At 72.4% G+C, this 12,544-nt stretch carries 12 protein-coding genes; 1 reads left to right on the top strand and 11 read right to left on the bottom strand.

The window, feature by feature from the left end:
- Positions 1 to 6 precede the first annotated feature (6 nt).
- Both NP095_RS04725 and NP095_RS04720 read right to left on the bottom strand, forming a co-directional pair.
- Complete coding sequence (locus NP095_RS04725; RefSeq protein ID WP_232417134.1) at positions 7 to 1,068, bottom strand: ABC transporter substrate-binding protein; 1,062 nt, start codon at positions 1,066 to 1,068, stop codon at positions 7 to 9.
- A 130-nt stretch (positions 1,069 to 1,198) separates the two neighbouring features.
- Entirely contained in the window at positions 1,199 to 1,675 is a 477-nt protein-coding gene (locus NP095_RS04720; RefSeq protein WP_232417135.1) for a nucleoside deaminase, read from the bottom strand.
- Between the two features lie 106 nt (positions 1,676 to 1,781).
- Between NP095_RS04720 and NP095_RS04715 the strand changes: the two genes are divergently transcribed.
- Positions 1,782 to 2,714, top strand: coding sequence for an XdhC family protein (locus NP095_RS04715; RefSeq protein ID WP_232417136.1), 933 nt, complete (start codon positions 1,782 to 1,784; stop codon positions 2,712 to 2,714).
- On the opposite strand, the gene NP095_RS04710 is transcribed toward NP095_RS04715, so the two are convergent.
- From NP095_RS04710 to uraD, 9 genes are read right to left on the bottom strand one after another with little or no spacing between them, the layout of a single operon-like run.
- The gene (locus NP095_RS04710) at positions 2,683 to 5,412 is read right to left on the bottom strand and encodes a molybdopterin-dependent oxidoreductase (protein ID WP_232417137.1); all 2,730 of its coding nucleotides are present in this window, start codon (positions 5,410 to 5,412) and stop codon (positions 2,683 to 2,685) included. The genes NP095_RS04715 and NP095_RS04710 overlap by 32 nt on opposite strands.
- On the bottom strand, positions 5,409 to 6,185 hold the full coding sequence (locus tag NP095_RS04705; RefSeq protein ID WP_232417138.1) for an FAD binding domain-containing protein: 777 nt from the start codon (positions 6,183 to 6,185) through the stop codon (positions 5,409 to 5,411). The genes NP095_RS04710 and NP095_RS04705 overlap by 4 nt, the downstream gene beginning before the upstream one ends.
- 4 nt (positions 6,186 to 6,189) lie before the next feature.
- On the bottom strand, positions 6,190 to 7,026 hold the full coding sequence (locus NP095_RS04700) for a MurR/RpiR family transcriptional regulator (RefSeq protein ID WP_232417139.1): 837 nt from the start codon (positions 7,024 to 7,026) through the stop codon (positions 6,190 to 6,192).
- On the bottom strand, positions 7,023 to 8,258 hold the full coding sequence (locus NP095_RS04695) for an allantoate amidohydrolase (RefSeq protein ID WP_232417140.1): 1,236 nt from the start codon (positions 8,256 to 8,258) through the stop codon (positions 7,023 to 7,025). Before NP095_RS04695 ends, NP095_RS04700 begins: the two co-directional genes overlap by 4 nt.
- Positions 8,255 to 9,469, bottom strand: coding sequence for a pyridoxal-phosphate-dependent aminotransferase family protein (locus tag NP095_RS04690; protein ID WP_232417141.1), 1,215 nt, complete (start codon positions 9,467 to 9,469; stop codon positions 8,255 to 8,257). Before NP095_RS04690 ends, NP095_RS04695 begins: the two co-directional genes overlap by 4 nt.
- Positions 9,466 to 10,815 (bottom strand): allantoinase AllB, encoded by a 1,350-nt coding sequence (gene allB / locus NP095_RS04685; RefSeq protein ID WP_232417142.1) that lies wholly within the window; start codon positions 10,813 to 10,815, stop codon positions 9,466 to 9,468. Before allB ends, NP095_RS04690 begins: the two co-directional genes overlap by 4 nt.
- A gap of 2 nt (positions 10,816 to 10,817) precedes the next feature.
- Positions 10,818 to 11,723 carry a factor-independent urate hydroxylase gene (gene pucL / locus NP095_RS04680; RefSeq protein ID WP_232417143.1) on the bottom strand — a complete coding sequence of 302 codons (906 nt, stop codon included), beginning with the start codon at positions 11,721 to 11,723 and terminating at the stop codon, positions 10,818 to 10,820.
- Between the two features lie 2 nt (positions 11,724 to 11,725).
- Positions 11,726 to 12,031, bottom strand: coding sequence for a hydroxyisourate hydrolase (gene uraH / locus NP095_RS04675; protein WP_232417144.1), 306 nt, complete (start codon positions 12,029 to 12,031; stop codon positions 11,726 to 11,728).
- Positions 12,028 to 12,519 (bottom strand): 2-oxo-4-hydroxy-4-carboxy-5-ureidoimidazoline decarboxylase, encoded by a 492-nt coding sequence (gene uraD, locus NP095_RS04670; RefSeq protein WP_232417145.1) that lies wholly within the window; start codon positions 12,517 to 12,519, stop codon positions 12,028 to 12,030. The genes uraH and uraD overlap by 4 nt, the downstream gene beginning before the upstream one ends.
- Positions 12,520 to 12,544: the final 25 nt, after the last annotated feature.

Here is a 12,544-nt window from a genome sequence, read left to right as displayed (position 1 = left end):
GATCCGTCAGCCCTTGAGGTCGGGCTTCTCCTCGTAGAGCTCGTCCAGCAGCGACAGGTCGAAGACCTCGTCGGCCTCGACGTCGATGCCGGCGCCGGCCAGGGACTTCAGGTTCTCGGCCAGCAGCTCGTCACTGATCGTGAAGATCCCGTTCGTCGCGGTCTCGTCGGTGTTGATGAGGTCCTCGCACTGCACGGTGTTCTGCTCGATCTCCTTGGCCATCTCGAGCTTGAGGTCCTTGCCGTACTCCTCGACCGCGAGGCGGGCACCCTCCTCGAGGTCGGCGCACGCGTCCTTCCAGCCCTTGATCTCGGCCTCGAGGAACGCCTTGACCATCTCGGGCTTCTCCTTGATCGTCTGGTCGGTCGCGATGATCGACTCCGCGACGAACGGCAGGCCGTTGTCGGCGAAGGGCAGGTTCGTGACCTCGATGCCCTGCGACGCCACCAGGATCGACTCGTTGGTCAGGTAGGCGACGAAGCCGTCGACCTCCTTGTTGACCAGCGGGGCCGGGTCGTACTCGACCGGGACGATCGTGACCTCGTCCTCCTTGATGTCGTTGGCGGACAGCAGCGCCTTGAACAGGATCTCGTTGCCGCCGGCCTGCACGCCGATCTTCTTGCCCTTGAGATCGGCCGGGGTCGCGATGTTCCCCTTGTCCTTGCGGGACAGGATCGTGAACGGGTTCTTCTGGTAGGTCGTGCCGACGATCTTCAGCGGCGCGTCCTCCTGCGTGATGACCTGGGCGGCGGTCACCGCATTCGTGAGGCCGAAGTCGGCCTTGCCCGAGGCCACCAGGTTCTCGGTCGCACCCGGACCGGCGTTGAGCTTCACGCTGGAGAAGCCCGCATCGGCGAAGTAGCCCTTCGAGTCGGCCATGAACTCACCCGCGAACTCGGCGTTCTTGACCCAGGACAGCTGCACGGTCAGCGCGCCGAAGTCGGCCTCGCCGCCCGAGCCCGAGCCCTCATCCTCCGAGTCGGAGCCGCACGCGGCCAGAGTGAGTGCTGCGGCCGACAACGCGACGGCCAATCGCGCGGTCTGACCTCGACGGAACGACATCTTCATGGTGTGAACTCCCTAGTCCGAGCGACCGGATCGACCGCTTCGACGAAACCCCCGTGACAGGCTGTGACGCTATGAGCGGTTCGTTTCACGACTCGACGCGACCGATTACGCGAGCGTTAATCCTCGCCGGTCAGTAGGCGACGCGGTCGACCTTGGACAACCACGCGGCGAAGGGCCGGTCGGCGTCCGCCGGGCGCGACTCCTCCACGACCGTCGGCCACGTCGCGCGGTCGCGGGCGAACAACTCGTAGAACTCGCGATCGTCGAAGCCGCCGCGGGCCGCGTCGTCGCGATCGGCCGCGTAGACGACCCGGTCGACCCGGGCCCACAGCGAGGTCGCGAGGCACATCGGGCACGGCTCGCACGAGGTGTACAACGTCAGTCCCGCCAAGGAGAAATCGCCGATCGCCCGGCACGCGGCGCGAATCGCGACGACCTCGGCGTGGGCCGTGGGATCGAGGTCCGGGGTGACCCGGTTCCGGCCCGTCGCGATCAGCTCGTCCCCCCGGACGATCAGGGCGCCGAAGGGTCCGCCGCCCTCCGCGACGTTCTCGACGGCGAGGTCGATCGCGGTCTCCAACCACCGGAGGTCGTGCTGGTGCGTCATGGTGCTCCTTCGAGGACGGTTCGGGCGGTCATCGTCGCAAGCAGGTGTTTCCTGTCCGTTTCGTCGGCGTCCCCCGCGTGAAACACGCGTCTCTTAGTGTCGCCCCATGCTGCAGATCGCCGCCACCCTGCGAGCCTGGGCGGCCGAGGGCCGCCGGGTCGCGGTGGCCACCCTGATCGCCGTGGACGGCAGCGCCCCGCGGACGATCGGCGCGGCCCTGGCCGTCGACGACACGGGGCGCGTCGCGGGCAGCGTCTCGGGCGGTTGCGTCGAGGCCGACCTGGTGGCCGAGTGCGAGCAGGTCCTCGCCGGCGGCCCGGCGCGGCGGCGGCGCTACGGTGCCGGCGACTGGCTGGAGCCGGGCCTGATGTGCGGGGGCACGGTCGAGGTCCTCATCAGCGACGTGGCCGCGCTGGACGACGCGGCGTGGCACCAGGTCGAGCGCGCCGCCGCCGGCCTGGACGCCACCCTCTCGCTGGACGCCGAGGGCCGGGCCTGCGCCGACGACCCGATGGTCACACTGTCGGTCCGCCGACCACGACACCTCGTCGTCGTGGGCGCGGTCGAGTTCGGCGCGGCGCTGTGCGCCCTCGGAGCCCGGGCCGGCTTCGCGGTGACGGTCCTGGACCACCGTGCCACGTTCGCCACGAAGGAGCGGTTCCCCGACGCGACCGCCGTCGTCGTCGGACCTCCGGCCACCGGGATCGCCGAGCGGGGCTGGGTCGCCGACGACGCGATCTGCATCCTGGGTCACGACCCCGGGCACGACACCCCCGCGATCCTCGCGGCGCTGCGCGGAGGCGCCGGCTACGTCGGCGCGATGGGGTCGCGGGCCACGCACGAGCGCCGGGTCGAGGCACTCCATGATCTGGGGGCCTCGACCGCCGAGATCACTCGGCTGCGCTCACCGATCGGGCTGGACCTCGGCGGCTCCACGCCCGAGCACACGGCCGTGGCGATCCTCGCCGAGATCCTCGCCGTCCAGCACGGGACGACGGCCCGGCCGCTCAGTGCGACCGACGGTCCCCTGCACCGCTGACCTGCTGTGCCAGCCGCCACACCCGGTCGCGGGTCATCGGCAGCTCCCTCGGTCGCACGCCGAGCGCATCGGTGATCGCGTTCGCCAGCGCGGGCGCGACGGGGTTGTACGGCGCCTCGCTCATCGACTTCGCTCCGCGCGGGCCGAGCGCGTCGACGGTGTCGGCGAGGAGCACCTCCGTGTGGGGGATGTCGGCCATCTGGGGCACGCGGTAGTTGCGGAACGTCCGGGTCACCACGATCCCGTCGTCCACGACGACCTCCTCCTGCAGCGCCGAGCCGATCCCCTGCGCCACGCCGCCCTCGATCTGCCCGCGCAGCTGCTCGGGGTTGATGACGACACCCGCGTCCGCGGCGTGCACCGACTGCAGGATGCGTACCTCCCCGGTGGCCGGGTCGACCGCGACCCGGAACCCGTGCACGTTGAACGCGACCGACCGCGGCGTGCCGTCATGACTGCCGTCGGCCGTCAGTCCGCCGGGCGCGATCTGCGAGAAGGGCACGAGCGTCCCGTCCGGCAGCACCACGCCGTCGCGATGGATCGAGCAGTGCCCCGTGTCGACGCCCGCGGCGCGTGCGGCGAGCGTCAGCAGCTCGGCGTGCAGTCGCTCGGCCGCGGCCTGCACGGCGCGACCGGCGACCACCGAGCCCGTCGAGCCGAAGGCGCCGGTGTCGTAGCCGGAGGTCGCGGTGTCGCTCTGGAGAATCCGTACGCGGTCGGGCGTCGTGCCCAGCTCGGTCGCGACGAGCTGGACGTGCACGGTGGTCGTGCCGTTGCCGAACTCGGCCGTGCCCACGGCGACCGTGTAGACGCCGTCGTCGTCGACCGAGACCGTGACGTGCGAGAAGTGTCCGCGCGGCGGGATGGTCGCGATCATCGCCATGGCGACGCCGCGCCCGGTCGGCCATCCCTCGGGGGCCGGCACGCCCTCTCCGGACGCCAACGCCTTGTCGACGAGGTCGATGCACTGGTCGAGTCCGTACGAGCCGCCGTACTCCAGGTCGCCCTGCTCGTCCGACGTCACCACGAACGGGTCGCCGGGCACGACGGCGTTCCGGCGGCGCAGCTCCAGCGGGTCGATCCCCAGCTCGCGGGCCAGGTCGTCCATGGCCGACTCGAGCCCGAACATCACCTGGCCCAGGCCGTAGCCACGGAACGCGCCCGACGGGATCTGGTTCGTGTAGACCGCCTCGGCGTCGACTCGCTTGTTCGGGCAGCGGTACTGGGCCACCGACTCGTGGCAGCCGTGGAACATCACACCGATCGCGTGGTTGCCGTACGCGCCGGTGTCGCTCAGGACGTCGAGCCTCATCGCCACCAGGCGGCCCTCGGCGTCGGCGCCGAGGGTGACCTCGACCCGCATCGGGTGCCGGCACGGCACGATCGTGAACTGGTCCTCCCGGCTGAGCTCGTACTGGACCGGTCGCCCGGTGCGCAGCACCGCGAGTCCGATCAGGTCCTCCACGAGCAGCTCCTGCTTGCCGCCGAAGCCGCCGCCGACACGGGCGGCGATCACGCGGACGCGCTCGTTCGGCAGGTCGAGCAGCCGGGCCAGCTCGGCCCGCACCAGGAACGGCACCTGGGTGCTGGTGCGCACCACGAGCGTGCCGTCCTCGTCGAGCCAGCCGATGCCGCCGTGGGTCTCCAGCTGGGCGTGCGAGACCCGCGCGGTCCGCCACGTGCTCGACACGGTCGCGTGCGCCGACGCCAGCGCCGCCTCGACGTCGCCGTGCTCGTCGTGCAGCTGGGCGACGACGTTGCGGGACGGGTCGGCGACGCGGGACTCGACCGGGTCCTTGTCCCCGTGCAGGACCGGAGCGCCGGGGCGCCGTGCCTCGTCGGGGTCGAACACGGCCGGGAGCAGCTCGTACTCGACGTCGATCAGGTCGAGCGCCGCCCGAGCCAGGCCGACGGTCTCGGCGATGGCGACCGCCACCCTCTGCCCGTGGAACCGCAGCACCGGATCGAGCATGCGGGTGTCGTCGGGGTCGTCGAGGCGGTTCTCGTGGCGGCCGGTCGAGTACAGGACGTCCGGGACGTCGTGGTGCGTCAGCACGAGGTGCACCCCGTCGAGCGCAGCCGCGCGCGTCGCGTCGATCCGCACGATGCGGGCGTGGGGATGCGGACTGCCCAGGACCGCCACGTGCAGCAGGCCCTCGGGCGCCGGCAGGTCGAGCGTGTACGGCTCCTGGCCGCTGACGATCCGCTCCGCGGCGGGCGATCGCGTCGACGTGCCGAACGCCTGTCCGTCCTGCGGGGACTGCACGTTGACGGTCCCGGCGAGCGCATCGTGGATCGCGCGGTACCCCGTGCAGCGGCAGAGGTTTCCCTTCATCGCTCGGCACCGCGGCTCGCGCTCCCCGATCCCGTCGTCCAGGCCGGCGGCGGTGACCACCATGCCGGCGGTGCAGAAGCCGCACTGGAACCCGGCCGCGTCGACGAACCGGCGCTGGACGTCGTGCAGCGCGTCGGGCTCGCCCAGCCCCGCCACCGTCGTGACCTCGCGGCCGACGGCGCGCACGGCCGGCGTCACGCAGGAGTGGACCGCCGCGCCGTCCAGCAGCACCGTGCAGGCGCCACAGTCGCCGGCGTCGCAGCCCTTCTTGACCTCGGTACCGCCGTGCTCGCGCAGGAAGGTGCGCAGACACTGGCCCGGGCGGGGCGACGTCTCGACAGCGGTGCCGTTGATGCGAGTCATGACAGCTCATCCAGGATCTCGTGCACACACCGGCGGGTCTGGGCCCGACGCCAGTCCGGGGCGCCGTGGGGGTCGTCGTACCAGGGATCGATCCGGTCCAGGGCCCCGTCGACGGAGCCCCGATCCACGTCGAGGACCCACGGCCGCCGGGTCGCTCCGGTGATCGTCACGACCACCCGGTCGCCCACCGGACGACCGATGACGACGCCCCCGGACCGGCCCATGTCGGTGAGCGCGAAGCGCCGGACCGCGGCCGGACGGGCCAGCACGTCGTGGTCGATCTCGAACGACCGCACCACCTCGCCGGAACCCAGCGAGGTCCGCCGTACGCCGCGCACGAGATCGGCCACCGGCTCACGACGCTCCCCCGCCGTGCCCCTGACGACGGCCGTGGCGCCGAGTCCGGCCAGCAGGGAGGTCATCGCGCCCGCCGGCAGGGCCAGGCAGACGTTGCCGCCGACCGTCGCCGCTCCCCAGATCTTGGTCGACATCACGAGCGACTCGGCGCACGAGCGCGCAACCGCCAGGGCGGGCAGGGCCGACGCCTCCGCGTGCTCGACCAGCTCGGCGATCGTGCAGGTGGCCCCGATCGTCACGCCGGTGGGCCGCTCCTCCCAGGCCGGCCAGCCCAGGGCGGTCAGGTCGACCAGCCCGTGCACGCCCGGCTGCGGCTCGGAGAACAGCCAGGTGCCCCCGGCCACCCACGTCTCACCCCGGGCCAGGCTCAGATCGGCGCCGGCAGCTCGGAACGTCTCGACGGTGTGCAGGTCCATCAGGTCACCCCGCCTCGATCTCGCCGACGAGGCGGTAGGACGCGTCGATGGCCGCGGCCCGCGATGTGGCGTCCGGCCCCACCCGGTCCAGCACCCGGGCCGAGACGGCCGCCACGACACTCATCGCCGCGGCATAGCTGTCGAACGCCGTCTGGGTCGATGCCCCGCACTCGATCCACACGTCGCCGTGGCGGGCCAGCCGGCGGCCGGACGGGTCGCCGAGCAGCACGACCGACGTGCCCTCCTGGCGCAGCAGGCTCAACAGGCCCGGCACCTGGGGCGGCCGCCTGCGGAACGCGACCACCACGGCGGCATGGTCGGGGCCGAGCCCCACGAGGTCGTCGGACAGCGACTGTCCCGGCGCCGGCGAGACGCGCACGCGGGTCCGGGCCTGGCCCAGCTGCTGGGCCAGATGGAGTGCTACCGGGTAGCTGTTGCGCAGGCCGACGACGGTGACGGAGGCACTGGCGGCCAGCAGCTCCGCCGCGCGCTCGATGGCCGGCTCGGCCGTGTGCAGCACCCGTTGCAGGTGCTCGGTCTCGGCCCGCACGTGGTGCTCGACCGACGGGGCGCCGTCGACCGTGACCGGCACGCCCGAGCTGCGCATCGTGCGCAACTGCTCGCGGACCTGGGTGAAGTCGTCGTAGTCGAGCCGCCGGAAGAGCCGGCTCATCGTCGCCTTGGAGACACCGGCCAGCTCGGCCAACTCGGCCGCCCGGTAGACGGCGAGGTCGTCGAGGTGGTCCAGCAGGGCATCGGCCGCGCGGCGCTCCTGCGGCGAGAGCGTCGCGTAGCGCTCGGCGATCCGCGACTCGATCGGGCGCGCGTCCGTGAAGGTCATCGTCCCTCCACCCGCTCGGCGACCGAGAGCACCGCCCGCTCGAGCGCGTCGAGGGCCCGCGCGACGTCGATCTCGCGCACGTCCTCGTCGGGGTGGTGGCTGATCCCGTCGTGGCACCGGATGAAGAGCATCGCCACATCGGTGATCGCACCCATCGCCATGCCGTCGTGACCGGCCCGGCTCCACAGTCCCAGGGGGTCGGGGTCACCGGTCGCGGCGATGCCGTCGACGATCGCCTCGGTCAGCCACGGTGCGCAGGGCGTCGCCGGCGCGCGGTGCGTCTCGACGACGGTCAGCCCCAGGCCCCGTGCCTCGCAGATGCCGTGCAGCTCGACGTCGAGCCGCTTCCACATCGCGTCGCGGTCCTCGTCGGTCGCGGCACGCAGGTCCAGGGTGAAGTCGGCCCGGCCCGCGATCACGTTGACCGCCCCGGGGTGTGCCTCGATCCGGCCCACGGTCGCGATGCACCCGGACGGGCGCACCAGCCGCTCGACGGCGGTGATGCACTCGGCAGCACCGACGAGGGCGTCCTTGCGGCGGTCGTAGGGCGTGCCGCCGGCGTGGCGGGCCTCGCCCAGCACGCTGATCACGAAGCGTCGTGCGCCGGCGATCGCGGTGACGTGGCCCAGCGAGGCGTCCGCCTCCTCCAGATACGGACCCTGCTCGATGTGGGCCTCGAGGTAGCCGACCAGCTCGTCGGGAGGCCGGGCCGCCTCACCGATGCGATCGGGGTCGAGGCCGAAGTCGAGGAACGCCTGACGCAGGCTCGTGCCGTCCGCGTCCTGCTGGTCCCACCAGGCCGGGTCCCACGTGCCCGCCACGGCGCAGCTGCCGAGCAGGGCCTTGCCGAACCGGGCGCCCTCCTCGTCCCCGAAGCCGATGACCTCGAGCGCGAACGGCAGGTTCCCGATGCGATCGCCCAGCCGTTCGGCCACGGCGACGGCCAGAACCACGCCGAGCATCCCGTCGTAGGAGCCCGCGTCCGGCACCGTGTCGAGGTGCGAGCCCAGCAGCAGCGCGGGCAGTCCGGGCTCGCGGCCCTCGCGCCGGCCGTACTGGTTCCCGCCCGCGTCCTGCCACGTCGTCAGTCCGGCTCGGGTCATCCACTCGGCCACGAGCGCGTTGGCCGCGGCGTGCTCCGGCGTCAGGTGCACCCGTTCGAGATGCGTGGGGTGCGCCGAGTGCCGGTCCAGCTCGGCGCAGCGGGACAGGACCTCCGCGGCGGTCGTCATGCGTAGATCTCCTGGGCCGCGCCCACCCCGCCACCGGCCGTCACGGGGACGCCCGCCGCCCGCAGCACCTGCTCCAGCGCGGCGAGGGTGACCAGCACGGCGTCCTTGCGCGCGTTGTGCCCCATCGTGCCGATCCGCCAGACCTTGCCGTGGAGCGGCCCGAACGACGTCCCGATCTCGATGCCGTAGTCCTGCAGCATCCCCGCGCGGGCAGCGTCGCCGTCGACCCCGTCGGGAATGTGCACCGCGACGACGTTGTGCATCTTGTGCGCGACGTCGCCGAACACCTCCAGCCCCAGTCCGCGGACGCCGGCCAGCATCGCGGCGCCGTGCAGTCGGTGCCGCTCCACCACCACGTCGAGCCCTTCGTCGACCAGCAGGCGCGCGCACTCCCGCGCGCCGTAGAGCATCGTGGTCGCCTCGGTGTGGTGGTTCAGCCGCCGCGGGCCCCAGTAGTCCATGATCTGCGCCAGATCGAGGTAGTTCGACGCGATCGGCACGCCGCGCCCGACGTCGCCGGGCTCGGCGATCCCGGCCTCGACGTGCCGCCGGCTCTCGATGACCGCGACGGCACGCTCACCGATGGTGATCGGCGCGCTGCCCGACGGCCCACCGAGGCACTTCTGCAACCCGGCGGTGGCGACGTCGATCTCCCAGGCGTCGACGTCGAAGCGGTTGCCGCCGAGGGTCGCCGTCGCGTCGCAGTACAGCAGGACGTCGTACTGCCGGCAGATCTCGCCGAGGTCGCCCAGCGGCTGGCGCATCGTGGTGGCGGTGTCCCCGTGGACCACCGCCAGCACCTTCGGGCGCACCGCGGCGACCGCCTCCTCGATCTGCTCGGGGGTGAAGACCGTGCCCCACGGCGTCTCGATGGTGTGGACCTCGGCGCCGCAGCGCCGCCCGATCTCGGCGAGCAGGTGGCCGAACCGCCCGAACACCGGCACGAGCACCCGGTCACCCGGCTCCAGCAGTGAGACCAGCGCGGCCTCGATGCCGGCGCGAGACGTGCCGTCGACGAGGAAGGTCTGCTCGTTCTCGGTCCGGTAGACCTTCCGGTAGAGCTCCATCGTCTCGTTCATGTAGGCCGTCATCGCCGGGTCGTACTGGCCGACCAGCTGGGCGGACATCGCGCGCAGCACGCGGGGGTCCGCCGTGATCGGGCCGGGCCCCATCAGCAGTCGCGGCGGCGGGTTCACGGGCAGGGTGGTCATCGGTCGTCTCCGTGGTCGGGTCGGGACAGCAGGCGCCCGAACGTGGGATCGAGGTCGGGCCCGGCGACGAGGCGGCCGCGCACGACGGTGCTGGTGACCCGTCCGTCCAGCCGCAGGCCGTCATAGGCCGAGATGGGGTTGCGGTGGGCCAGTCGCGCGGCCTCGACGTGCAGCGTGGCGGTGGGGTCGTGGATCACGACGTCGGCGTCGGCGCCCACCTCGAGTCGGCCCTTGCGGTCCAGCCCCACCAGATCGGCGGTGTTCCGCGACATCCACCGGCTGACCCGGTCCAGCCCGATGCCGCGACGGGCGGCCTCGTGGGCGACGGCGCTGAAGCCCACCTGCAGCCCCGAGACGCCGCCCCACGCCTGCTGCAGGTCGCCGTCGCCCCGGCGCTTCTCGGCCACGGTCGAGGGCGAGTGGTCGCTGACGACGCAGTCGATCAGTCCCTCGTCCAGCGCCTGCCAGAGCGCGTCGCGGTTCCCCGCGTCGCGGATCGGCGGGCAGCACTTGAACTCCGGAGCCGCGTCGGGGATCTGCTCGGCGCTGAAGCACAGGTAGTGCGGGCACGTCTCGACCGTGAGCCGCAGCCCCTCGGCCCTGGCGTCGGCGATGACGTCGAGCGCCCGGGCGCTGGACAGGTGCAGCACGTGCACGCGGGCGCCGGTCTGCCGCGCGCCGTCGATCACCTGCTCGATCGCCGCGACCTCCGAGGCATCGGGGCGCGAGGACACGAAGTCGCGGTACGACCGGCTCGCGGGAGCGGGCGCGTCAGCGAGGATCGCGGCGTCCTCCGCGTGGACGATCATCAGCCCGCCGAACCGGGCGACCTCGCCCAATGCGGCGAGGAACTCGGAGCGGTCGAGGGGTGGGAACTCGTCGACCCCCGACGGCGACAGGAAGCACTTGAAGCCGAAGACCCCCGCCTCCCACATCGGCTCGAGGTCCGCCCCGTTGCCGGGCACCGCGCCGCCCCAGAAGCCGACGTCGACGATCGACTGGCCCTGCGCCGCCGCGCGCTTGAGCTCGAGGTGCTCGACCGTCGTGGTGGGCGGGATGGCGTTCAGCGGCATGTCGACGAGCGTCGTGACGCCGCCGCGCGCGGCCGCCTCGGTGGCGGACCGGAATCCCTCCCACTCGGTGCGGCCCGGCTCGTTGACGTGCACGTGGGTGTCGACAACGCCGGGCAGGACGAACGCACCGTCCGGGGCGTCCAGCACGGCACCGTCGGGCACCACACCGAACGGCTCGATCGCCGCGATCCGACCGTCCCGCAGCAGCAGGGTCGTGGGCCGGAACGCTCCGTCGACCAGGACCTGACGGCCCCGGATCGCATCGAGATGCATGCTCAGCAGAACCCGGCCACGGTCGCCCAGGCCTGCGGCGCCTCGGGGGCGCCCTCGCGCTGGACCGTCGCCTCGATCAGCCCGTAGGGACGGTCCGCGGCGAAGAACACCTCGTTCGGGTTCTTCAGGCCGAACGGCGCCAGGTCGACCAGGAAGTGGTGCTTGTTGGGGCACGAGAGCTTGACCTCGGCGACCTCCGGGAACTGCTCGAGCACCGCCCTGCCCATCGCGAAGATCGTCTGCTGCAGGGCCAGCGAGTGCACCCCGGCGAAGGTCTCGAGCATGAGGTCGCGGATGGCGGCGTAACGCTCGTTCCAGTCGCCCAGGTCTGCCGAGGTGTACCGCCACCAGGCGGTCACCGAGGTGGCCAGGATCCGGTCGTCGGTCTCGGCCAGGGTCGTGTACCGGTCACGCGGGAAGCCGTGGAACTCCGAGCCCGTCGTCTTCATGACCGTGCAGTCGGTGAACCCGGCGAGGACCCACGTGTCGGGGCCGTCCATCTGCACCAGCGTCGTGCGGACCTCGCGGCCCTCCCGCAGGAAGGCGTGGTCATGGGGCTCGCCGTCCACGCCGATCCGGTCCCACGCGTACAGCTGGGACTCCCAGCGACCGCCGGCGACCTGCGCGAAGTCGTCGACGAAGTGCCGGCCCAGGGTCGTCAGGAACTGCTCCGGCGAGCCGATCCCGTGCTCGCGGGCGTAGGCGTAGACCGTGTTCTTCTGGGTGTCGGTGGCCACGACGTGGCTGTTGTCGCCGACCGTGTGACAGTCGGTGAAGTCACCGCGCAGTTGCGTCGTGACGTTGAGGTCCTCGACGCGGTGCACGTCGGTATCGCGGGTGACCCGGACCAGCCGGACCTCCGCCTTTCCGTACTGGTTCGGTCCCAGGACGATGTCGCCGTGCGCCATGATCAGCTCCCTCGGTAGGCGGTGTAGGAGAACGGGCCCAGCAGCAGGGCGACGTGCAGGTGGGCGCGTTCGGGCTCGACCTCGAACGTCAGCGGCACCGACGGAAAGAACGTGTCGCGGTCCTGACCGGCGAACCACTCCCCCGTGGCGTACTCGAGCGTGTGGGCGCCCGCGGCGAGGTCGCCGTCGAAGGCGATCCGCCCGTCATCGTCCGTCGCGAGGGTCTGCGTCCCGTCGAGCGTGACCGTGATCGCCGCGGCGGGCAGGCCGCGCGCGGAGTCCAGGACGTGGGTGGACAGGGTGGTCATGAGAACGATCCCTTCAGCCGCAGCGCGGCGATCTCGCGGAGTTGACCGGCGGTGACCGCCAGCTCGGTGTCGGGGTCGTTGTCCAGCCGACGCTCGAGGTGCTCGAGGATCTCCTCGGCGTCGCGGCCGGCGGCCCGGATCAGGAAGATGCGCCCGAAGCGGTCCTCGTAGCGACGGTTGCCCTCGGCCAGCCGCGCGACGGTGTCGGTCGAGCGGTCGACACCCGACTGCTCCTGCCGCGACAGGCCCGCCCCGGCACCCGCGCCCTCGTGGCGCTCACCGATGCGCGGGTGGTCCGCCAGGGCCTCCTCGACCTCGGTGGCGCCCCACCGGGCGCTCAGCGCGCCGGCCAGGTCGAGCAGGTTGTCGAGGCTCCCGTACGGCCGGCTCGCGACGACGTCGTCGACCCACGACTCGATCGCGGCGCACGCGCGGACGAGCGCCGCTGCCGTCGCCGGGTCGGCCTCGTCGAAGGTCGTGATGTCCATGCGCCCTGACGCTAGGGGCCCGGTG

It is taken from the genome of Aeromicrobium duanguangcaii (genome assembly GCF_024508295.1).
Taxonomy (GTDB): Bacteria; Actinomycetota; Actinomycetes; order Propionibacteriales; family Nocardioidaceae; genus Aeromicrobium; species Aeromicrobium duanguangcaii.
Note: the sequence above shows the minus strand (reverse complement) of the source record. Positions and strands in the feature narration are given on the sequence as shown.

Bases quoted from the DNA above. Each gene is read 5' to 3' on its own strand.
- NP095_RS04725 (WP_232417134.1), bottom strand. From the start codon at position 1,068: ATGAAGATGTCGTTCCGTCGAGGTCAGACCGCGCGATTGGCCGTCGCG.
- NP095_RS04720 (WP_232417135.1), bottom strand. From the start codon at position 1,675: ATGACGCACCAGCACGACCTCCGGTGGTTGGAGACCGCGATCGACCTC.
- NP095_RS04715 (WP_232417136.1), top strand. From the start codon at position 1,782: ATGCTGCAGATCGCCGCCACCCTGCGAGCCTGGGCGGCCGAGGGCCGC.
- NP095_RS04710 (WP_232417137.1), bottom strand. From the start codon at position 5,412: ATGACTCGCATCAACGGCACCGCTGTCGAGACGTCGCCCCGCCCGGGC.
- NP095_RS04705 (WP_232417138.1), bottom strand. From the start codon at position 6,185: ATGGACCTGCACACCGTCGAGACGTTCCGAGCTGCCGGCGCCGATCTG.
- NP095_RS04700 (WP_232417139.1), bottom strand. From the start codon at position 7,026: ATGACCTTCACGGACGCGCGCCCGATCGAGTCGCGGATCGCCGAGCGC.
- NP095_RS04695 (WP_232417140.1), bottom strand. From the start codon at position 8,258: ATGACGACCGCCGCGGAGGTCCTGTCCCGCTGCGCCGAGCTGGACCGG.
- NP095_RS04690 (WP_232417141.1), bottom strand. From the start codon at position 9,469: ATGACCACCCTGCCCGTGAACCCGCCGCCGCGACTGCTGATGGGGCCC.
- allB (WP_232417142.1), bottom strand. From the start codon at position 10,815: ATGCATCTCGATGCGATCCGGGGCCGTCAGGTCCTGGTCGACGGAGCG.
- pucL (WP_232417143.1), bottom strand. From the start codon at position 11,723: ATGGCGCACGGCGACATCGTCCTGGGACCGAACCAGTACGGAAAGGCG.
- uraH (WP_232417144.1), bottom strand. From the start codon at position 12,031: ATGACCACCCTGTCCACCCACGTCCTGGACTCCGCGCGCGGCCTGCCC.
- uraD (WP_232417145.1), bottom strand. From the start codon at position 12,519: ATGGACATCACGACCTTCGACGAGGCCGACCCGGCGACGGCAGCGGCG.